Origin of the sequence: Noviherbaspirillum sp. ST9 (genome assembly GCF_048799745.1) — a bacterium.
GTDB lineage: Bacteria > Pseudomonadota > Gammaproteobacteria > Burkholderiales > Burkholderiaceae_D > Noviherbaspirillum.
Map to the genome: position 1 here is coordinate 33,440 of NZ_JBLWFR010000001.1, position 21,069 is coordinate 54,508.

Here is a 21,069-nt window from a genome sequence, read left to right on the forward strand (position 1 = left end):
CCCGTTGCACCTAAGGTAAGCGTAATGCCGCCATCCACTTCCCGCCGCCTGCCCGCCTGGGCAACACATCCGACGCTGCGTCGTAGCGCAGCCACCCTGGCCGGCGCGGTGTTCGCGTACGGCGTCGTCGGATTTTTCATCCTGCCTGGCGTGATCCGCTCGCAGGCCGAAACGATCATTGCCGAGAAGCTCCAGCGCGAGGCAAGCATCGGCGCGGTGGAAGTGAATCCGTATGCGCTGACGCTGACGCTGCGCGACGTCAAGGTGCGGGAGCGCAAGAGCGAAGAAGTCTTCGCCTCCTTCGACCTGCTGCACGTCAATCTCTCGTCGGAATCGCTGCTGCGCCTGGCGCCGGTCGTGCGCGAGGTGCGTCTCTCCGCGCCCTATGTGCACCTGGCGCGCACCGCGCCGCACCGCTACAACATCGACGACATCGTCGAACTGGCCTCCAGCCAGCCGCCCTCGGACGCACCCGCGCGCTTCGCTGTCAATAACATCCAGATCGATGGCGGCCGCATTGCGTTTGACGACCGGCCTGCAAGAGCCTCGCATGCCGTCACTGACATCGCGCTCGGCATTCCCTTCGTGTCGTCGCTGCCCTCGCAGGTCGACATCTTCGTCGAGCCGCTGCTGCGCGCGAAGGTCAACGGTGCACCGTTCGAGTTCAAGGGCAAGGCGCGCCCCTTTGCCGATCCGGCGGATGCGGTGGTTGACCTCCGGCTCGATGGCCTCGACCTGACGCGCTACATCGAATACCTGCCCGTCAAGCCGCAGGCGCGCATTTCGGGCGCAAAGCTGGACTTGAACCTCACCGCCCGCTTCCGCCAGGGAGGCGAGGGACAGGCGCTGCTGCTGCAGGGCGAAGCCGCGCTGAAATCGCTGCAGGTCGCGGACGTGGCCGGAAAACCCGTCCTGCGGCTCCAGGAATTGGCCGTCGCGCTGAACGAAGCGGATGTCTTCGCTGGCCGGATCGACCTGTCGCGCATTCGCCTCGACGGCCTGCAGGCGGACGTGACGCGCGCACCGGATGGCCGGCTCAACCTGGCCAGCCTCATGCCGCCGGCGGAACCGGCCCCTGCGCCGCAGAAGACGGCGGACAAGCCGCTCGCGCTCAAGGTGATGCTCGGCGAACTGGCGGTGCGCAACGCCGCCTTGCGCTATGCGGACGAGCATTCCGCCCATCCGTTGCGCGCTTCCGCCGGCAAGCTCGACCTCGCGCTGCGCAAGCTGGCGATCGACACCGGCAAACAAAGCGTCGACATCGGCGAGATCACTTCCGCCGGTGCGGACGTCCTGGTCAACCGCAACCTTCCCGCGGCAACCGGCGTGTCGCGGAATCCGGAACCGAAGCAACAGGCCGCCGAACAAGGCAAGGGGTACGCCGTCAACATCGCCCGCGCGGGCATCAGCAACTGGTCCTTCCGCATGGAAGACCAGGGGGCGCGCGAACCGGTCGTCACGACGGTGTCGCCGGTCAACCTGACGATGGAAGGCCTGTCGACCGAACCGGCCTCACGCGCCCGCCTGGACCTGAAGGCCGGGGTCAACAAGTCGGGACAGTTGGCGGTCAATGGCGCCGTTGGCCTGGCGCCGCTGCATGCCGACCTTGCACTCGACATCAAGGCGGTCGACATCCTGCCCCTGCAACCCTTCATCACCGCAAAGGTCAACCTGCGCGCCACCAGCGCCAACCTGTCGTCGAAGGGACGGGTGCAGCTCGATGAGGACAAGGAGGGCAAGCTGCGCGGCGGCTTCAAGGGCGACGTCACGGTTGGCAACCTGGCGACGGTGGACAAGGCGGGCAACAACGATTTCCTGCGCTGGAAGTCGCTGCATGCCGGCGGCGTTGATGTGCGTCTCGAACCACTTGCGGTCGCGGTCGACCAGCTGGCGCTTGCGGACTTCTTCGCACGCGTCATCATCGATCCGAGCGGGCGCATCAACCTGCAGGACATCGTGCGCGGCGATGCCGACGCCGGTGATGCGCCGAAGGCGGACAATGGCGGCCGCGCGTCGCCCATGCCGCCGGTCACGATCAAGCGCGTGAGTCTGCAGGGTGGCCGGGTGCGCTTCACCGACAATTTCATCAAGCCCAACTATTCCGCCAGCCTGTCGCAGTTTGGCGGCGTGGTATCCGGGCTGTCGTCCGATCCGGCCAGCCGTGCGGACGTCGATTTGCGCGGCGAGGTCAACGGCGCGCCGCTCGCGGTCGGCGGGCGCATCAACCCGCTGCGCGGCGATCTTTTCCTCGACATCAAGGCCAACGTGCGCGGCATGGAACTCGCGCCGCTGTCGGCCTATTCCGGCAAATATGTCGGCTACGGCATCGAGAAGGGCAAGCTGTCCTTCGAAGTCGGCTACCAGGTCGACAACCGCAAGCTCAGTGCCGAGAACCGCCTGGTGCTGGAGCAGCTCACCTTCGGCGACAAGGTTCAAAGCCCCGAAGCCACCAGCCTGCCGGTGCGCTTTGCCGTTGCGCTGCTGTCCGACCGCAACGGCGTCATCGACCTCAACCTGCCGATCGCGGGCTCGCTCGACGATCCGCAATTCTCCATCGGCGCAATCATCTTCAAGATCATCGGCAACACCATTGCCAAGGCGGTCACCCAGCCCTTTGCCCTGCTTGGGGCGCTGTTTGGCGGCGGCGCGGAGCTGTCGAACATGGCGTTCGAGCCGGGACGCGCATCCATCCCCGCCGCCGCCGAGGAAAAACTGCGCGGGCTCGCCAAGGCACTGGCCGAACGTCCCGGCCTGCGCCTCGACATCGGCGGCCGCGTGGATCCGGAAGCGGACCGCGAGGGACTGAAGCATGTGTCGGTCGAACGCAAGGTGCGCGCGCTGAAGATCCGAGACCTGCGCGCAAAGGGCGTCGAGGTCGAGCCGGGCAGCGTCACGGTCAGCCGCGAAGAGTACCCGGGCCTGTTGCTGCGCGCCTACCGGGACGAGAAGTTCCCGAAGCCGCGCAACGTGATCGGCTTGCCGAAGGATCTGCCGGTGGAGGAGATGGAAAAGCTGATGTCCGCCAACGCCGACGTCGACGAGGACGATCTCCTGTCACTCGGCAACCAGCGCGCGCAGGCGGTGAAGAACTGGCTGCAGAAGAACGGGCAGGTGTCGGCGGACCGGATGTTCATCGTGGCGGCGAAGGTGGACGGCGCTGCAGAGCGCGGCAAGCCGGCGAGCAGGGTGGATTTCTCGCTGAAGTAGCCGTCTATCCGTGTGCCGCAGCCTTCCCATGGCTGAATGACGCCCACAGCACCGCGCCGCAGATCAAGACGCCGCCCGCCACCGTCCGGAGGGCGGGCACCTCGCCGATCACGATCCAGGCGAGCAGGATGCCGTAGACCGGTTCGAGGCCGAACACCACACTGGTCGTCTGCGCGCGCAGGTGGCGCAGGCTGGCCACCACCAGCCCCTGCAGCAGCGCCGTGAACACGACGCCGAGTAAAGCAAGATTCAGCACATCCTTCGCCGCCAGCGCCCCTTCCCATTGCAATGCAAACGGCAGCGAGCACAGCGCCGCGAATCCCTGCTGATAGAACGCAATGGTCGCCGCGGGATAGCTGCTGCTGGTGGAGCGGCTCAGCAGCGACAGCACCGCGTAGCAGAACGCCGAGAGTATTCCCCACAACAGGCCCTGGGTCAGCTGGTTGCCGAAATCGAAACTCGGCGTCACCAGGCCCAGGCCCACCGTCACGACTATGGCGGTCACGACATCCTGCCGGCGCAGGCGCTCCCCAAGCACCAGCGGCTCGAGAAAGGTCGTGAACAGCGGGAAGGTCGAGAACGCCAGCAGGCCGATCGCGACGCTGGACACCTGGATCGACAGGAAAAAGGTAAACCAGTGCGCGGCCAGGATCATGCCGGACGCAAGCAGGACGAACAGGTCCTTGCGATTCCGTACGCGCAGCGACGCCTTTGTCAGGATGGCAAAACCGAGCAGTGCCAGACTTCCGAAGATGGTGCGCCCCGACGTCAGGACCATCGGGCTGACGGGCACCAGCTTGGCAAACAAACCGGCGCCTCCGGCAAGCAGGACGGCGATGTGGATCTGGGTGAGGCCGATGCGGCGGTGGGTGGTGTTTTCGTGCATCGCAGCATCATACCGGGCAGGTCATTTGCACGCTTGCGCCGACAATCGTCTCATTTCGGCCTATCTCTATTACATGGGATATTTCCGCACGGAAATTTCGGTATGATATTTGTTCGCTGTTTCCATTTGCGTCCTCCCTGCTCATGCCGCATTTGTCGTCCTTGCAACGCGTCCTCGTTGTGCCGTTCCTGCTGCTGCTGCTTGCACTGGCAGGGGTGATCTATTGGGCGTCGTACCGGTCGAGCGAATATGCCGGCAGGGAGTTTTCGCAGACGGTCCTGCTGAACATGGTGGAGCGCGTCACCAACGAAACCGAGAACCAGTTGATCGGCGCCCGGGTTGCGCTGAACACGGTCGTGCCGAATCCGATCTATTCGCCCGCCGATTACACGACGGCGCCGATCCTGGTGCCGCGCAGCCAGGATGAACTGGAACGGCAGCTGTGGATCGCCACGGGATTCTTCCCGGCGGTAAACAACTATGTGTATTTCGGCGGCGCCGACGGCAGTTTTGTCGGCATCATGCGCAAGCTGGACATGATTGAACTTCGGCTGCGCAAACCGGATTCTTCCGTCCGCGACGTCTTCAGTGTCGCCGCGCCGGGCAAACGTCTCGGCCTGCTGCGTTTCGACGATTACGATCCGCGCACGCGTCCGTGGTACAAGACCGCCGTGATGAATGGCCGCGAAAGCTGGTCGCCGGTCTATACCGACTTCACCACGCGCGAACCGACGCTGACCCTCTCCAAGCCTGCCTACGGATCGGACGAACAGCTGGTCGGCGTCGCCGCCACCGATTTGTCCCTCAGCCAGCTGACCGAGTTTTTCAAGTCCCTGTCGGTCAGCCGCAACGGCGTCGCCTTCGTGGTCGAGCGTTCGGGTGCCATCATCGCCACCTCCACCAATGAGCGGCCTTTCAGGATGCAGGGCGACGCCCTTGTCCGGCTCAAGGCAGAGCAAAGCAACTCGCCCCTGTTGCGGCAAGCCTGGGATCAGGTCAAGGCGTGGCAGGCGAACGGCGAGCGCCTGGAGACGCCGGTCTCGCGCGAATTCGACAACGAAGGCGGCACCATCCAGGTCGGCGCGACCCTGCTGCGCGACCCGATCGGCCTGGAGTGGATTTCCATCGTCGCCATCCCGCGCGCCGATTTCATTGGCAACGTGTCCACGGTGTTTTACCAAAGCATTGGCATCGCCATTCTCGCCGTCCTGGTCCTGCTCGCGATGGGTGCCTCGCTCTTGCACTGGGTGCTGACCGACATCCGCAAGCTCACCGCTGCCGCTGAAAGCATCGGCCTCGGCCGTCCGCTCGAACCGCTCGACATCCGCCGCGCGGATGAAATCGGGCTGCTTGCAAAGAGCCTGCAGGAGATGGAACGCAACCTGCGGACCGACAAGCTGACCGGCGTGCTGAATCGCCAGTCCCTCGCCTCGCGCATCGAGTTCCGCGCGCACGCCGCGACGGAGATCCAGCCGCTGCGCTTTGCCCTCCTGTTTGTCGACCTCGACTTCTTCAAGCAGGTCAACGACCAGCACGGCCACGATGCCGGCGACAAGGTGCTGGCCGAAATCGCGACGCGGCTGAAGAGCGCATTGCGCTCCGACGATGAGGTCGCGCGCTTCGGCGGGGACGAGTTCGTGGTCTACCTGCACGGCGCGCTCTCCGTGGACGACATCGGCGCGGTGCGCACCAAGCTCCTGCAGGCGATCCAGGTGCCCATCGCCTTGCCCTCGGGCGCGACCGCATGCGTCGGCGCGTCGATCGGCTGGGCCCAGTATCCGGGCGACGGCCTCGACGTCGATGCCCTGCTGAAGGTGGCGGATCATCGCATGTTCGAACGGAAGAAGGCCCGCGCAGCGGGATAATTCGACCCGTGCAAGCCATCTCTTGACCTTGCAAGCCATGTTGATCGAACGCATTCCCGTCACGGGTAAGATGATTTCACCAACGGTATCGATACAAGGTGACGATCATGGGATGGCTAAGACCCAATGCCGAACAGCTCCTGCTCGGCCAGTTGCTGGTCAGGCAGCGCCTGATTACCGAAGAGCAGCTTGCCGAAGCGATCGCGCTGCAAAAGGAGACGGGCAAACGCCTGGGTGAAATCCTTGCCAGCGCCAACCTGCTCACCCAGGAACACATCCAGCGCGCGCTGAAGAAGCAGCGGGATCTGCGGCTGATCGCCGCCTTCGCCTCCGCCATGTTTGCCCCGCTCGAAGCACTGGCCGCCGCGCCCATGCCGCCGATGGACACTGTCCAGGCCGTGAGCGTGCACGAACTTTCCGACGATGACCTGGACGCGGTCTCCGCCGCCGGATTGCCGGACTTCGTGCGCGAACTCTACCTCGACAAGTCGAAAGGCAACGGCCTCGACCACTTGCGCGCCCTGGCAACCCTGGTGAATCCCGTGCTGCATTTCCTCGACGCCGACGTCACCGTCAAGGGGATTTCCTATGAGGCCTCGAGCGCGCAGGCCATGGTGGATGCAGACGGATCGATCAGGCTAAGCATGCCGAGCACGATCGAGGAGATCTCGATGGAACACATCCGCGTGAAGGGCGACAGGTCGGGCGCGAGCTTTGGCAGCATCAGCATCCGGAATATCGACCTTACCGGGACGACGATTACCCTGTCGGTAAAGAAGTAGGTGCCAGGGGAGCAGGGTGGTCCGAAAATAATGCAGCTGGTCGCCGGCTTGCTGGCTATGGGTAGGGATAATCGATTGACTTCCTGCGTGAGGTTTTGATGCGAGGGGCTGGGTTGAGCGCGCCATCGAGGAGAAATTTTATGCAGGCGTTTTTTAACTGTCACGTAAATCGTTCAAGCACGTCAATGTTTGTCATCAATCGGCCAGGAGCCGCCTGTCGTTGTTACATCATTCAAAGTCGTGTGGCCAGCTATTGAGTGCACGGTGCTTTCCATAGACCGCCAAGCCGGACATTTTCATACCACGCATAGTTGCTCCAGCGAGCTCGTTCGACCATTCTCGATTTGGTCCGGCCATTTCCGCCAGGTATTCGTTAGCGGCGCGGGTTGCTTGCGAAGCTGTATTCTCTTTCTTGTCATGACGGAACTGTCGTCGCTTTATGGTTTCCAATATCAAGTTTGTACGCAACTGGTATTGAAGAACTGAATAAGACAATGATCGCCAATAGTTTTTTGGAGCATTATCGTGGATTGCGATTGCAGGCGGCCACATATCCCGGAAGCAAGCGAATTTCGTCGAATATTTGAAGCCAACCCCGTTCCGCAACTGATTCTCTCCCCGGAATTCAATATCGTTGCCGTCAATGACGCATATCTCGCGATCACGATGACTCGCCGGGGCAACATTCTTGGGCATCACATGTTCGAGATTTTTCCGGATAACCCAGATGATCTGAATGCGCATGGCGTCAGCAGACTGCGAGATTCGCTTGAGCGCGTGCTGAACACCCGTTTGCCGGACACGATGCCGGTGCAAAAGTACGACATCCGACGGCCATTGGAGCAAGGTGGGGGTTTTGAAGAACGCTGGTGGAGCCCCGTCAATGCGCCGGTCCTTGACGACCAAGGACAGATTCTCTACCTGATCCACCGGGTCGAAGACGTCACCAGGTACATTCGATTCGGTCAGCAACATGGACGGCGTGACGGCATAGCAGTGCCGTCTACGATGACAGGGCCGGCGTCCGAACTTGACGTATTCGGTCGAAACATCGAGCTGAGTGAGGCGTTGCATCGCTTGCGGGTGAGCGAAGAACGATACCGGACCTTGTTCGCCAACATGGTCGAAGGATTCGCCCTCGGCGAACCGATCCTCGACAGTCAGGGCAGGCCCGTCGATTATCGCTATCTGGAAGTCAACGAGGCTTTTTACACGCAGACGGGCATTGCCCGCGGCATCGAAGGCCGACCGCTTCGGGAAGTGCTGCCCCAGCTGGAGCAGACGTGGATCGATCGTTACTGTGCCGTGGCCTTGACAGGGCAGCCGGATCGTATCGAGAGTTACAACAGCGACACCCAGCGTCACTATGACGTCCGCGTCTATTGCCCCAGGCTTGGCAGGTTTGCCATCCTGTTCCGCGACATCACCAAGCAAAAGCGCATGCAGGAAGCCCTGCAGGACAGCGAAAAGCGCTACAAGGCGTTGTTCAACAACAAGACCATGGGCGTCGCCCACCAGCGCATGGTCATGGACGAGGCGGGGCGGGTGGTCGATTATGTCTACGAGGCAATGAACGACGCTTGCCTGCGCATGATCAGCATGAAGCGCGAAGACGTGGTCGGAAAACGGGTGACCGAAGTTTTTCCCGGAATCCGGGATTTCGAGTTCGACTTCATGGGCGAATTCGGCCGCATTGCGCTGCAAGGCGGCGACAGCGACTTCGAGTTCTACTTCCCACCCATCAAGCAGTGGATCGCGCTCTATGCCTACAGCCCGAAGCGCGGCGAATGCACGGTAATCTTCACCGACATCACCGCCCGCAAAGATGCGGAAGCCGCACTGCAGCAGAGCGAAAAGCGGCTGTCCCTGGCGCTGAAGGCAGCCGGCACGGCTGTTTGGGAGATGGACGTCGTGACGCAGGAGATCATTTCCACCAGTGATCTGCTGCACACGATGCTGGGATACGAGCCTGGTGATATGAAGACATGGCCCGAGTGGGTTTCGCTCATCCATGAGGACGATCTGCAGGGTGTACCTGAAATGATTCGCGATGTGATTGAAGGGCGACGTGACAGTTATTGGCGTGAATTGCGCCTGCGCGCCAAGGACGGTAGTTGGCACTGGATCCTTTCACAAGCGACGGCAGCCGAGCGCGATTCATTAAAAAAGCCCGTCCGTCTGGTCGGCGCGCATACGGATATCAACGAGCGCAAGCTGGCGGAACAACGTATCCGCGAAGCAGCGCTGCACGACCCGCTGACCGGTCTGCCGAATCGAGCGCTTCTTTTCGAGTATGGCAGCCACCTCATCGCCGCAGCGCGCCGGAACCACAGTCGCGGCGCGCTTCTGTTCATCGATCTCGACCGCTTCAAGCCCATCAATGACATCTATGGACATGAGATCGGCGACCGCGTCCTGAAGGAAGTCGCCAGGCGACTTGTCGGCTGCACGCGGCAGGAGGACGTGGTGGGCCGCTTGGGCGGCGACGAGTTCGTCGTCGTCTTGCCGCACGTCGACGCCGGCCTTTACCCGGCGGCAGTCGTCGCCGAACACGTCATTGACAGCATCGGACGGCCCTTTCTGATCGATCGCCTCGAGTTGTCGGTTTCACCCTCCATCGGAATCAGCTACTACCCGGAGCACGCCACTAACATCAGCGAGCTGATTCACACCGCAGATCTGGCGATGTACAGGGCGAAGCAGTCGGGGCGTGCGAACTACCAGTTCTACAGGCCGGAACTGGACTGGCAAGCCGACGCAGCCTATGCATTGGAGGCAAGACTGAAGGAGGCGCTCCGGCACGGCGGCCTCGAACTTCACTACCAGCCGGTAGTGGAGGTCAAGAGTGGCAAGTTGATCGGTGCTGAAGCGCTGCTGCGTCTCGCTAGCAAAGACGGCCAGGCAATCAGTCCCGCGAGATTCATCCCTGTCGCCGAATCTGCCGGTTTGATCGGAGAACTCGGCGAGTGGGTAGCGGCGGAGGCTTGCCGCCAGCACGCGGCGTGGCTGGACGACGGATTGCAGGTCGCCATTGCCATCAACGTATCACCGCTTCAGTTCCGGCAGCGTGACTTCGCCGAGCGGCTGGGAACAATCGTGGCTGAAAATGGCATCGACCCGTGCGGCATCCAGGTTGAAGTGACCGAGAGCACTGTCATGGACAACGTTGATGAGGCGATCGAGATACTGAACCAGCTTAAGTCCTTTGGCGTAAAGGTTGCGCTGGACGATTTCGGCACCGGGTATTCCAGCCTAAGCAGCCTCTCGAGCCTGCCATTGGACAAACTCAAGGTCGACCAGTCGTTCGTGCGCCGCATCGATGGCGATCCTGCAAGCCGAGCCATCACCAGAGCCATGATTGCCCTCGGCCGTGCATTGAATCTTGAGATCGTGGCGGAAGGCATTGAATCCGAAGGAACCCTGGGATATCTGCGAAACGAAGGCTGCGACCACGCCCAGGGATTCTGGGTCAGTCATCCGTTACCTGCACCGGAGTTCGCACAGTGGTATCGGAGCCAGCATGTCCACCGATAGCGGCCAACCTTTACACGGACTACTGCCCCACGGCATTCCGCTCCAACTGCCACCGTTGGATAAGAGACTGCGTCGAACCGCTGCTGATCCGAGTCGGTTTTCGATGGCGCTGCATCGAACGACCGCGTAGGAGGAAGCCGCGCTTCCGCTATGGGGCGACTGTTCCAGTTCGTCGTCACCTTGGGAAGGGTTGACTGTTTGCCTATTCACCCCGGCCCTCACGGGTGCCAGCAGGCCCGAACCAATCGGTTCGATGAAATTTTTCTCGTGCTCTGTCACAACGCGCGGATGTCATCCGTCTTAGGTGGGATAGGCCAAATTCCCGGCCATCGAACACCACGTCTTGAAAGGATTGAACATCATGAATCGCGCGAATTGGTTCGCTGTTTCCCCCGAGGGGGCAAAGGCAATCGGCGTCCTGCATCACTATGTCGTTAACGACACGAACCTGTCCAGTACGCTCATCCATCTTGTCTTCCTGCGCGTATCGCAGATCAACGGGTGCGCGCACTGCATCGACATTCACACCCGCGACCTGATCAATGAGGGTATGACGGTCGACAAGGCTGTGCTGGTTTCGGTCTGGCACGAATGCGGACATCTTTTCACCGAGCAAGAGCGTGCCGCGCTCGCATGGTCGGAGGAAGTCACGCGCGTGAGCGAAACACACGCTTCCGACGAAGCCTACGCAGCCGCGCTGGCCGCGTTCGGCGAGAAGGACTTGGTGGACTTGACCTTGACCATTGCGGCCATGAACGCGATCAACCGCCTCGGCGTCAGCTTCCGTCTGAAGCCTCGCGCAAGGAGTTGAAGTCCTGTTTGAAGGTAATCCGTTTGGCAGAAGGCGCTGTCACAATTCATTGCGCGTGCGGTAGCGCATTGATGGAGCGAAGGATGTTGCGCGTGATGCCCTGCCGCTTCGGGAGGTCGGCCAACCTGTTCGGCGTGTTGATGTTCAACGCGAAAAACACCGGCCCGGTCGGCCACTCGACCCAGCCTACCCACCAGCCAATCTTTCCGCTCCACCCGGTCTTGGCCCGCAGTATCCAGTCTCGACCGGCTTCATTGATCATCACGTCCTTGACGAGACGTTGATGCTCGGCGCGAAACGGTAATGCGTTCTGATAAAGACGGCGCAAGAATGCGATCTGTTCATTGGCGGATATTGCCAGGTCACCTTGGACCCAGAAAGGCTTATCCCCCGTAATCGTCGCATTGCCGTACCCAATTTTTCGCAGGTAATCGGTCTCGCGCTTGTCGCCGAGTTCGCGTGCGAATCGTTCGTAGACCCAGACGGTCGAATTGCGCATGGCTGAGCGCAGGTCCTGGTCTTCGTTCCATGCGTCGATCGGACGCTTGACGCCATCCCAGGGAATGACCTGGAACTCGTCGCGCAGTATCTTTGCGTCCAGGGCAAAGAGGCTATGGGCAATCTTGAAGGTTGACGCCGGCGAGTAGCGACGGTTCGCGCGCTCCGCATTGAACACAAACGCCACGTCATTCTTCCCGCGGGCATCGATAACAACGATGGTGCCGTGCGCGTCGGCCTCGGAGAAGAAACCCGACCAGTCAGGGCGCTCCTGCGAGCGTGATGCAGCGAACGCACCGGATGACAGGAAGAGGGACAATGCGCAAACGATCAAGTGGCGTCGATTCATGGCGGCGATTCTATCAAAGCAGAGGGAGACGGTACGGCAGGCCGCGATAAGATCCAGACGATCGCCAGCGAGTGTCATTGCTTTGCATTAATTGCCATGCGACGTCGAAACGGATCAGCGTTTCGCAATCTTCCCAAAGCGCAATCGTTGCAAGACAAAGCGCCCGTGCGGGTTCCCTAAATCCTGATTGCGTGCATACTGAATGGAGCGCCGGTTCCTCGGAAGCGAGCACTTATCCCCCGTGTTCCCGGCGATAAATGCCGTACCCGAAGTGCGCGTCCGCAACGTGCCTGCCGAGCACGCGTATTGACGTCCGAGTATCAGGTGGAGCGACCATGAATCCTTCCTCGCCATTTTTCCGTGAAGCCGGCTCCGGCCGACCGATCGTCTGCATTCACTCCAACGCCAGCAGTTCTGGTCAATGGCGCGCCATGATGGATCTCCTCGCGCCCAGGTATCACATCCTGGCGCCGGACTCCTATGGCGCCGGAAAAAGTCCGGAGTGGAATTCTGATCGCGTCATATCGCTTGGCGACGAGGTCGCGCTCATCGCGCCGCTGTTGGCAAGGGGACAGTCGCCAGTCACACTGGTCGGCCATTCGTATGGCGCGGCCGTTGCACTCAAGGCGGCCCTCATGCATCCCGACCGTGTACGTGCGCTGGCGCTGTACGAGCCTACCTTGTTCGCACTCGTCGACGCCTCGGCGCCGCCGCCCAACAAGGCAGACGGCATTCGCCATGCCGTCCACGCTGCTGCCGCCTTTCTCGATGCCGGTGAACCGCATCTGGCCGCGCAAGCCTTTATCGACTACTGGATGGGATCCGGCACGTGGGCAAACATGCCTGAACAGCGACGCCAGCCGATTGCGCAGTCCGTGGTGAATGTACGCAGGTGGGCCCATGCGCTGTTCACCGAACCCGCAGGTATCGCCGCGTTTCAAGGGATCGATGTCCCGGTCCTGTACATGATGGGCAAGCGCTCCACGGCCTCGGCGCAAGCGCTCCACGGCCTCGGCGCACGCGGTCGCCGACATCCTGATTCCTGCACTTCCCAACGTGCGCGTGGTGACGTTTGAGGGCTTGGGGCACATGGCGCCAGTGACACATCCGGACATCGTCAATGCCGAGATCGAGCGCTTTCTCGATCAAATTTGACCGTTCTTTCCGTTCTTGCCGGCATTCGGGTGTTTAACCCTGCGCAAATGTGGCGTGCATCGCCCCGATACCCGGATTGAAATTGCGGCATAGTAAAGACCTTGTCCGCGCAAGATCAAGGAGACGCCATGCACGTTGCACTCTTTCGTCAGCACGCCCTTCGCCTGGTTCATGCGCTTGTCGCTGCGATTGCGCTCGTCGGCCTGCAGGCACATGCCGGCTCCGACAAAATCTCCGGCGGCGGAAAAAATGTCAGTGGCAAGACGTCCTATGCCTACTATGTCACCGGCAACCCCGAGCTGACTCCTGTCATCCGCAAGAAGCCCTCATCGCCATCTACCGTTCTCATGGGGGGCGACAGTGATGTCGACGCGGCATTCCGCTGGATGATCGATCGCGCCGGCATTACCCAGAGCTCCGGTGGACGCTTCGTGATCATTCGCGCGACGGGAGCGGACGGGTACAACTGTTACGTGTATTACTCGAACTACCCGACGTGCACCTCCACCGGCACGGCGCAACCCGGCTCGGTGGGCGGCGCCGCACTCGGCTTGTCGTCAGTGGAGACGCTGGTCATTCCGTCGCCGGATGCCGCCAATGATGCGAAGGTCAACGAGATCGTCGGCCGCGCCAATGTCATCTGGATCGCTGGCGGCGATCAGTCCGACTACTACAAGAACTGGCGCGGGACGGCGCTCGAGCAGACGCTTGACCAGGCGCGTGCGCGCAATGTGCCGATTGGCGGCACCTCCGCCGGCATGATGATCCTGCCCCGTTTCGACTTCGCCGCGCTGCGCGGTTCGGTGACATCGGCGCAAGCGCTGGCTGATCCGTTCAACAAGTACATGACGATCGAACCGCAGCCGCTTGCGCAGCCGGGGTTTATCGTCGCACCGGGGCTGGAGACGGCCATCGTCGATGCCCATCTGGATGAGCGTGACCGGATGGGGCGGCTGATGACGTTCATGGCGCGTCTCGTCCGGTCCGACGGCGCAACCGGCTGCGCAGGCGGCATCCTGTCCGGCACCGCGAACGCGCAGGACGCGGCACGCGCGATCGGCTTGGCAATACAGACGGCGCTCCTCATCGAAGGCCCCGCCGGCGCGCAGACCGCAGTACGCGTGAGCAATCCCGGCGCTCCGGGGACGAACGCGGCCTACCTGCTGCGACCATCGATAGCGCCCGAGACGTGTGTTCCGGGAAGTCCGCTGACAATGCGTGGCATCACGGTGCGCAAAATCACCGACAGCCAGCCGTTCAACTTTTCGAACTGGGACAGTCTCCCGTTCAAGGAGGCACAGATTGTCAATGGCACTCTCAGCAACTTTTCCTATTGATGGCGGACAGGATCATCTTCCGTTCGCATCAAGCGTGCCGTTTAACAGGGTGTTAACGCAGATGAAAGGCTTGGTCGATGAGTGAAACCAGGAATGCATTGCCGCCGATGAGCGATTGGCGAACCGAGTTGCTTTCGATCGTCCGCGATCTCATCAAGCGAGCCGATCCGCAAGCCGTTGAGGAGATCAAGTGGAGGAAGCCTTCAAACCCGTCCGGCGTTCCGGTCTGGTCTCATCATGGAATCATCTGCACCGGTGAGACCTATAAGGACAAGATCAAACTCACCTTTGCGAAAGGCGCAGCATTGCGTGACCCGGGAGGACTGTTCAATGCGGGCCTGGATGGCAAGGACCGGCGGGCAATCGACTTGAAGCAGGGCGACGAGCTTGATGAGGAAGCGTTCCAGGCGCTTGTCCGCGCAGCCGTCGCCCTGAACCGGAGCATGACTGAGGGCTGACATCCCGGCCTATGCAGGCATATCGCCATCCCGGTACGACAGCTGCTGGGCAACAAAGCCGCTGAAGGCGTCCAGCAACGGCGCATAGTTGGCACCGTCCCTTTCCAGTTGCATCAGCGCATGGCACGTGGCTTCCAGCGTGGAGAGCTGATGTGCACCGTGTGCCTTGCGAATCAGGTAGCGCGACGCGGGCGTATCGCGCAGGGACAGACGCGGCAGCGATTGCAGCGACGGATTGGCGTAGAGCATTTTCCGGCTCTTGCGCCAGGTGCCGTCGAGCACCACCAGCCGCAACTTTTCCGGCTCGGTCCAGGGAACATCCGCCGACGTTGCCGGCCGCGCCATGCTTGCCCCTTCCGGCGACTCGGGATACAGCAGGATGGGGTGCCGGCATTGGCCCCCTGGCGTGAACGGCTCGCGCAGCAGCGCCTGTAAATCCTGCTCGTCAAACGCTTCGCCGACCAGCAAACGGCTGTTCTGCAAGCTCAGGTTGAGCAGACGGGCGCTTCCTTTGGCCTGCTCGACTTCTGACGGATGCTGCAATATCAGCACGTCGACCGTGTGCGCAATCGGCGTGCACCACTGACAGATGCAGGTCCGTTGCGGGCGCATGCAACGGTCGCAAACAAGGCGTTTGGTTCGGGTCATTGCGTTACGGCAGCGTTTGCATGTGATGGAGCGCGGTAGCCCGGTAGGCTGGGATGAAATCCCGGCGATCGTCAGAGTGGCCAGGCAGTGCTGGAATTTCATCCCAGCCTACTGCCCTTGCAACCGATGCATCAGCCCCAGAATACAGCACCGGGACGAAGACGCGTGCAGGCCGCGCCGTCGATCAGCAGTGGAAGATCTGTACCGCGCGGCGCAACGTGCCGGCCTGTTGTTTAAGCGTTTCGCTGGTGGCGGCGTTTTGCTCGGCCAGGGCGGCGTTTTGCTGCGTGGTGCTTTCGATGTCGCTGATGGCGCGATTGACCTCGCTCACGCCCTTCGATTGCTCGTTGGCCGCTTGCGTAATCTCCTGCACGAGCGTGGTGACGTCCGATACCGAGCGCACCATGGAGCTGATGATCTCCGCCGCCGAGTTGACGTGATGCGAACCCTGGTCGACCTGCTCGCTGGACGCCGTGATCAAGGCGCGAATTTCCTTGGCCGATTCGGCGCTGCGATTGGCGAGGGTGCGTACTTCGGAGGCAACCACTGCAAAACCCCTGCCCATTTCACCCGCCCGTGCCGCTTCCACCGCCGCATTCAGCGCGAGGATATTGGTCTGGAAGGCAATGCTCTCGATCACCTTGATGACTTCGGTGACCCGCCCTGACGCATCGTCAATCGACTTCATGGTCTTCACCAGGTCGGCCATCGAGGCGCCGCCGGTGCTGGCCGTGCGGCTCACTTCCTGGGTGTTGTTTTCCACCTGTCGCGCCGCGCTCGCTGTCTGCTGCACCACCGAGGTGATCTCTTCCATCGCCGATGCGGTCCGTTCCACGCTGGACGACTGGTCTTCCGAACGCTCGGCCAAGTGGTTGCTGCCTTGGGAAATTTCCTCGGCGGCTGCCGTGATGCTGGATACTTCCGTCCGCACATCCTCGACGATCGCTTGCATGTTCAGATTGATCAGGCGAATGTTCCGGATCAGCTGGCCGATCGGGTGCCGCATGTCGAAGGAGATGTCGCCCTCCAGATTGCAGCCGGCGATGCGTGCAGCCTGACGGGTGCAGTGCTTCAGGGGCTGGGCCACCGTCCAGTGGAACCAGCCCAGCACACCGGCTGCACCGAGCACCAGTACCGCGGCGTCAAGTGCCAGGCTGAACGCCGTGCCGGCCCCGGCCAGGTGGGTGGCCAGCAGGGCAGAAAGCCATAGGCCCAGCGCCCCGGCCATGCGTTGGGTCAGCGAGAGGCGGAAGAAGCGCTGGGGCCAGTCGCGCCAGCCCAGCTTGCGTGCGCCGCCGGCATGCAGGCGCACGCGTGGCCCGCTGCTGCCGGGATTGCGGAGATGCTGATACAGGGCTTCGGCCTCGGCGATCTGCGCGCACGTCGGCTTGGTCCGCACCGAGATATAACCGACATTCTTGCCGTTGCGAACCACCGGGGTGACGTTTGCCAGCACCCAGTAGTGGTCGCCGTTCTTGCAGCGGTTCTTCACCACGCCCGACCAGGGGCGGCCGCGGCCGATCGTGGACCACATGTCGTGGAATGCTTCCGGCGGCATGTCGGGATGCCGCACCAGGTTGTGCGGCTGTCCGAGCAGCTCGTTGTAGTCGTAGCCACAGACAGCGACAAAGACGGCGTTGCAATGGGTGATGCGGCCTTGCGCGTCGGTCGTCGACACGAGCATGGCGCCGTCGCTTAACTCGACTTCACGCTGGGTAACTGGCAGGTTGGTGCGCATTGCTTCCTTTAATGAGTGTAGGGCGCCCAAGCAAGAAAACGAGGCTGGGCATACCACCTCCGGCGGGCGCGGCTACTGCGGCAGCGGCGCCGGCGTGATCGTGGAGGTCGAAGGCTGACATGATATAAATCAAGTTTTTTCCATCCATGATCCAGATCAAAGTCGGCAGGGTAGGGTGGAAAGAAGAACAACAAATACCCGAATCCAGGAAAAGAAAAAGCCACCGGTGTCGAATCGGTGGCTTTGCTCTCTTTGCCGGAACTGCCATCGGTGTCCGGCTGAAAAACGGCGTATTTCAGAACAGGTTCAGTCCCTTCAACATTACCAGCAGGATCAGCAGCGGCGACACATAGCGCAGCAGGAAGAACACGACGCCGGCCAGCTTTCCATTATTGAGCCGGCCTTCGTTCGACAGCGCACGGCGGAGCTGGTCAAAGCCCCACACCCATCCCACGAACAGCGCGATGAAGATGCCGCCCGCCGGCAGGATGAGGTTCGACGAGACGAAGTCGAACAGGTCGAACATGTTCAGCCCGAACAGTGTGAAGCCCGACAGCGCGCTGTTGGTCAGCGCACAGGTCGAACCGGTCAGCGCGAGTAATCCGAGGGTGCTTGCCGTCGCCTTGCGCCGCGACAGGCCAAAGCGTTCCTGGAGAATCAGCACCGGCACTTCCATCAGCGACAGCGTCGCCCCCGTAGCCGCAATCGCCGTAAGGACAAAGAACACCACCATCAGCGCCTGGCCCATCGGGATCTGCGAGAACACGGCGGGGATGGTGATGAACACCAGCGCCGGTCCGGCGGCCGGCTCGAAGCCGAAGGTAAACACCGCCGGGAAAATTGCGATGCCGGCCAGCAGGGACACGCACAGGTCGGCCGACATGACGCGGAACGCGGTGGCCGGGATGTCCTGGTCGTCGCGGAAGTAGCTCCCGTAGGTCATCATCGTTCCCATGCCGATCGAGAGCTTGAAGAAGGCAAGGCCGAGCGCAGTCAGGACGGTCGCCGCGGTCAGCTTGCTGAAGTCGGGATGGAACAGGAAGGCGAGGCCTTCGCGCGCCTTGTCGAGCGACAGGCTCACCGCGCACAGCAGCACCAGCAGCAGGAACAGCAAAGGCATCAGCTTCTTCGTCAATGCCTCGATGCCCTTGGTCACGCCCAGCATCAGGATGCCGCCCATGGTCGCGAGGACCACCCACTGCCATACCAGCGACTGGACGGGATCGCTGATGAGCGAGCCGAACGCGGCTTCCGTCACCGCGCGGTCGCTGCTCAGTACCGAGCCGGAGATCGCCTTCAGGATGTAGGCGAACACCCAGGCGACCACCTCCGAGTAAAAAGACAGGATCAGGAAGGAGGCGACCATGCCGGCCGCGCCGATCAGCCACCACGGCTGGCGCGCGGGCGCCAGCGCCAGGAGCGCGCTGATCGGATTGGCCTTGGCTTTGCGGCCAAGTGCGATCTCGGCAATCATCACCGGCAGCGCGACCAGCAGCGTGGCGAGCAGGTACACCAGCAGGAAGCTGGCGCCGCCGTTGGCGCCGGTCAGGTACGGGAATTTCCAGATATTGCCGAGGCCGACGGCCGAGCCGAGGGTCGCGGCAAGCACGCCGAAGCCTGAACTGAAGCCGTCGCGTTTTGCCGTGGTTTGTTGCTGGGACATGATGATTGCCTGCGATCGTTGATTACTGTTTTGCGGCGTCTTCCTGCGCGATGCAGGCGGCGGCGGTGAACAGCACATCGCTGGACGAATTGAGCGCCGTCTCCGCGGAATCCTGCAGCACGCCGATGATGAAACCGACGGCCACAACCTGCATGGCCATGTCGGAGGAAATGCCGAACAGGCTGCATGCCAGCGGAATGAGCAGCAGCGATCCGCCCGCCACGCCCGATGCGCCGCAGGCGCAGATCGATGCGACGACGCTGAGCAGGATGGCGGTCGGGATGTCCACGCTGATGCCGAGCGTGTTGACGGCTGCCAGCGTCAGGACGGTAATCGTGATCGCCGCGCCGGCCATGTTGATGGTGGCGCCGAGCGGGATGGACACGGAGTAGGTATCCTCATGCAGGCCGAGACGCTTGCTCAGCTCCATGTTCACCGGAATGTTGGCCGCCGAGCTGCGCGTGAAGAAGGCGGTGATGCCGCTTTCGCGCAGGCAGGTGAGCGTCAGTGGATAGGGATTGCGGCGGATCTTCCACCAGACGATGGCCGGATTGACCACCAGCGCGATGAACAGCATGCAGCCGACCAGCACTGCGAGCAGTTGGGCATAGCCGACCAGCGCGCCCAGGCCCGCGTCGGCGAAGGTGGCCGAGACGAGACCGAAGATACCCAGCGGCGCAAAGCGGATCACTGCCTTCACGATGAGAGAAATGCCATCCGACAGGTCGCTGAATACGACGCGTGTCGTGTTGCTCGCATGACGGATCGCGATGCCAAGCCCGACTGCCCAGGCCAGGATACCGATGAAGTTGCCTTTCAGAAGTGCGTTCACCGGGTTGTCCACCGCACTGGTCAGCAGCGAGTGCAGCACTTCCACGATGCTGCCTGGCGCCGTCGCAGCCTTGTCGACGGCGGTCAGCACCAGCGTCGACGGGAACACGAAGCTGGCAATCACCGCGACCACGGCGGCCGAGAAGGTGCCGATCAGGTAAAGCATGAGGATCGGGCGCAGGTGGGTTTGCTGGCCGGGTTTGTGGTTGGCGATGGACGCCGTCACGAGGACGAACACCAGGATGGGGGCGACGGCCTTCAGTGCAGAGATGAACACATTGCCAAGGAAGCCGGCGGACAAGGCAGCTGCGGGCGACACTTGCGACAGGACGATGCCGGCGACGAGGCCGATGACAATTTGCGTAACGAGGCCCATGCGGTTGAGCAGGCCGAATACGGGAGCGGTGAGGGTGGTTGCCATAGTATGCGAGGTGCGTGTAACGGTAATGAAAAAACGGCAACAGCCGGCGAGGATGCGCCGGTTGAAGCATGAAATGCGAGGGGAATCTTGCGGTGACGACTTGATAAGGGTTGGCAGGGAGCCGGGATTGCCGGTCCGACGCAGGATTTCTATCCTCGGTAAAGGATCGCGCGTGACTTTACCACGTGTTGCCTGGACGAATACTTGATGTGTCGCATGAAATGCTGGAATGCAACACACTGGACGTGTTGCCGAGATCGCGTCGAAGTCCCCGGTCGGTTCAAGTCCAACCCGGCGTTCGCTCGGGCAATGTTGATTTAAATCAAAGAACTATGTGCATAAGGAAACGCACACTTACAGTAGGAAAATCTTTCCTGAAAGACATTTGACCTGTAATGAAGTGCACGACCCGCAATGAATAACTACGGAACAGCTGACGCTCGGCGCTTCGTACGTACCACGTTTCATGTCGACGCGAAGCTGCTGCTCGCTCCCGCCATTGTCGCTCCCTGCGAAATCCTTGATATCGCGGAGGGAGGGATCGGTCTGGCCTTCAGTTCGCCGCTGCCCTCGGATACGCGATGCATGATTTCCTTTGACTCGCCGTATGGCGGAAAGCCCGTGCGCCTGAACGCCTGGGCGCGCGTGATCTATTCCTGTCCCTGCGGGCACCTGTTCCGGACAGGCGTCCAGTTGCTCGACATGGACAGCTACAGTCGGCTGTTGATCCAGGAAATCCAGTCGCAGTCTTCGATGCTCGGCGTCGGGCCGTAGGCGCTAGCCTGTGCCCATATCTTTGCAACATGCCGAATTGCTTGTCGGCGCACACTGCGTATGACTTTTCGCTGCCATATCCCCGTCGTTCCCGCGAAGGCGGGAACCCCCA

General features: G+C 61.7%; 16 protein-coding genes. 9 read left to right on the top strand and 7 right to left on the bottom strand.

The features are described from left to right. Nucleotides 1-24 precede the first annotated feature (24 nt). Nucleotides 25-3,207 carry a DUF748 domain-containing protein gene (locus ACNOHI_RS00130; protein WP_420472596.1) on the top strand — a complete coding sequence of 1,061 codons (3,183 nt, stop codon included), beginning with the start codon at nucleotides 25-27 and terminating at the stop codon, nucleotides 3,205-3,207. Between the two features lie 4 nt (nucleotides 3,208-3,211). Here ACNOHI_RS00130 and ACNOHI_RS00135 read toward each other — a convergent pair whose 3' ends face one another. After that, entirely contained in the window at nucleotides 3,212-4,093 is an 882-nt protein-coding gene (locus ACNOHI_RS00135) for a DMT family transporter (RefSeq protein ID WP_420472597.1), read from the bottom strand. Nucleotides 4,094-4,254: 161 nt separating this feature from the next. On the opposite strand from ACNOHI_RS00135, the gene ACNOHI_RS00140 reads away from it, so the two are divergent. Both ACNOHI_RS00140 and ACNOHI_RS00145 read left to right on the top strand, forming a co-directional pair. Continuing rightward, a complete protein-coding gene (locus ACNOHI_RS00140) occupies nucleotides 4,255-5,958 on the top strand; it encodes a sensor domain-containing diguanylate cyclase (protein WP_420472598.1) in 1,704 nt (567 codons plus the stop codon). Between the two features lie 107 nt (nucleotides 5,959-6,065). Further along, complete coding sequence (locus ACNOHI_RS00145) at nucleotides 6,066-6,740, top strand: hypothetical protein (RefSeq protein WP_420472599.1); 675 nt, start codon at nucleotides 6,066-6,068, stop codon at nucleotides 6,738-6,740. Nucleotides 6,741-6,968: 228 nt separating this feature from the next. Here the strand turns inward: ACNOHI_RS00145 and ACNOHI_RS00150 are convergent, their stop codons facing one another. Then, on the bottom strand, nucleotides 6,969-7,484 hold the full coding sequence (locus ACNOHI_RS00150) for a hypothetical protein (RefSeq protein ID WP_420473246.1): 516 nt from the start codon (nucleotides 7,482-7,484) through the stop codon (nucleotides 6,969-6,971). Here ACNOHI_RS00150 and ACNOHI_RS00155 point away from each other — a divergent pair. Together ACNOHI_RS00155 and ACNOHI_RS00160 are read left to right on the top strand one after the other, a co-directional pair. After that, nucleotides 7,371-10,274 carry an EAL domain-containing protein gene (locus tag ACNOHI_RS00155; RefSeq protein ID WP_420473228.1) on the top strand — a complete coding sequence of 968 codons (2,904 nt, stop codon included), beginning with the start codon at nucleotides 7,371-7,373 and terminating at the stop codon, nucleotides 10,272-10,274. The two genes, ACNOHI_RS00150 and ACNOHI_RS00155, sit on opposite strands and share 114 nt — an antisense overlap. A gap of 361 nt (nucleotides 10,275-10,635) precedes the next feature. After that, nucleotides 10,636-11,085 (top strand): carboxymuconolactone decarboxylase family protein, encoded by a 450-nt coding sequence (locus tag ACNOHI_RS00160; protein ID WP_420472600.1) that lies wholly within the window; start codon nucleotides 10,636-10,638, stop codon nucleotides 11,083-11,085. A 46-nt stretch (nucleotides 11,086-11,131) separates the two neighbouring features. On the opposite strand, the gene blaOXA is transcribed toward ACNOHI_RS00160, so the two are convergent. Further along, complete coding sequence (blaOXA, locus tag ACNOHI_RS00165) at nucleotides 11,132-11,932, bottom strand: class D beta-lactamase (protein ID WP_420472601.1); 801 nt, start codon at nucleotides 11,930-11,932, stop codon at nucleotides 11,132-11,134. A gap of 335 nt (nucleotides 11,933-12,267) precedes the next feature. Between blaOXA and ACNOHI_RS00170 the strand changes: the two genes are divergently transcribed. The 3 genes from ACNOHI_RS00170 (at nucleotide 12,268) to ACNOHI_RS00180 (ending at nucleotide 14,882) form a co-directional block, all read left to right on the top strand. Further along, nucleotides 12,268-13,008 (top strand): alpha/beta fold hydrolase, encoded by a 741-nt coding sequence (locus ACNOHI_RS00170; RefSeq protein WP_420472602.1) that lies wholly within the window; start codon nucleotides 12,268-12,270, stop codon nucleotides 13,006-13,008. Between the two features lie 207 nt (nucleotides 13,009-13,215). Then, nucleotides 13,216-14,424, top strand: a complete 1,209-nt coding sequence (locus tag ACNOHI_RS00175) for a cyanophycinase (protein ID WP_420472603.1) — start codon at nucleotides 13,216-13,218, stop codon at nucleotides 14,422-14,424. 77 nt (nucleotides 14,425-14,501) lie between these two features. After that, nucleotides 14,502-14,882: a DUF1801 domain-containing protein gene (locus ACNOHI_RS00180; protein WP_420472604.1), complete on the top strand. Its 381-nt coding sequence runs from the start codon at nucleotides 14,502-14,504 to the stop codon at nucleotides 14,880-14,882. A gap of 9 nt (nucleotides 14,883-14,891) precedes the next feature. Here ACNOHI_RS00180 and ACNOHI_RS00185 read toward each other — a convergent pair whose 3' ends face one another. The 4 genes from ACNOHI_RS00185 to sstT form a co-directional block, all read right to left on the bottom strand. Further along, nucleotides 14,892-15,530: a tRNA-uridine aminocarboxypropyltransferase gene (locus ACNOHI_RS00185; RefSeq protein WP_420472605.1), complete on the bottom strand. Its 639-nt coding sequence runs from the start codon at nucleotides 15,528-15,530 to the stop codon at nucleotides 14,892-14,894. 184 nt (nucleotides 15,531-15,714) lie between these two features. Further along, nucleotides 15,715-17,268 carry a methyl-accepting chemotaxis protein gene (locus tag ACNOHI_RS00190; RefSeq protein ID WP_420472606.1) on the bottom strand — a complete coding sequence of 518 codons (1,554 nt, stop codon included), beginning with the start codon at nucleotides 17,266-17,268 and terminating at the stop codon, nucleotides 15,715-15,717. Between the two features lie 295 nt (nucleotides 17,269-17,563). After that, a complete protein-coding gene (locus ACNOHI_RS00195) occupies nucleotides 17,564-18,931 on the bottom strand; it encodes a sodium-dependent transporter (RefSeq protein WP_420472607.1) in 1,368 nt (455 codons plus the stop codon). A gap of 22 nt (nucleotides 18,932-18,953) precedes the next feature. After that, nucleotides 18,954-20,183: a serine/threonine transporter SstT gene (sstT, locus tag ACNOHI_RS00200; protein WP_420472608.1), complete on the bottom strand. Its 1,230-nt coding sequence runs from the start codon at nucleotides 20,181-20,183 to the stop codon at nucleotides 18,954-18,956. A 414-nt stretch (nucleotides 20,184-20,597) separates the two neighbouring features. Between sstT and ACNOHI_RS00205 the strand changes: the two genes are divergently transcribed. After that, on the top strand, nucleotides 20,598-20,957 hold the full coding sequence (locus tag ACNOHI_RS00205) for a PilZ domain-containing protein (protein ID WP_420472609.1): 360 nt from the start codon (nucleotides 20,598-20,600) through the stop codon (nucleotides 20,955-20,957). The last annotated feature ends 112 nt before the right edge of the window (nucleotides 20,958-21,069 follow it).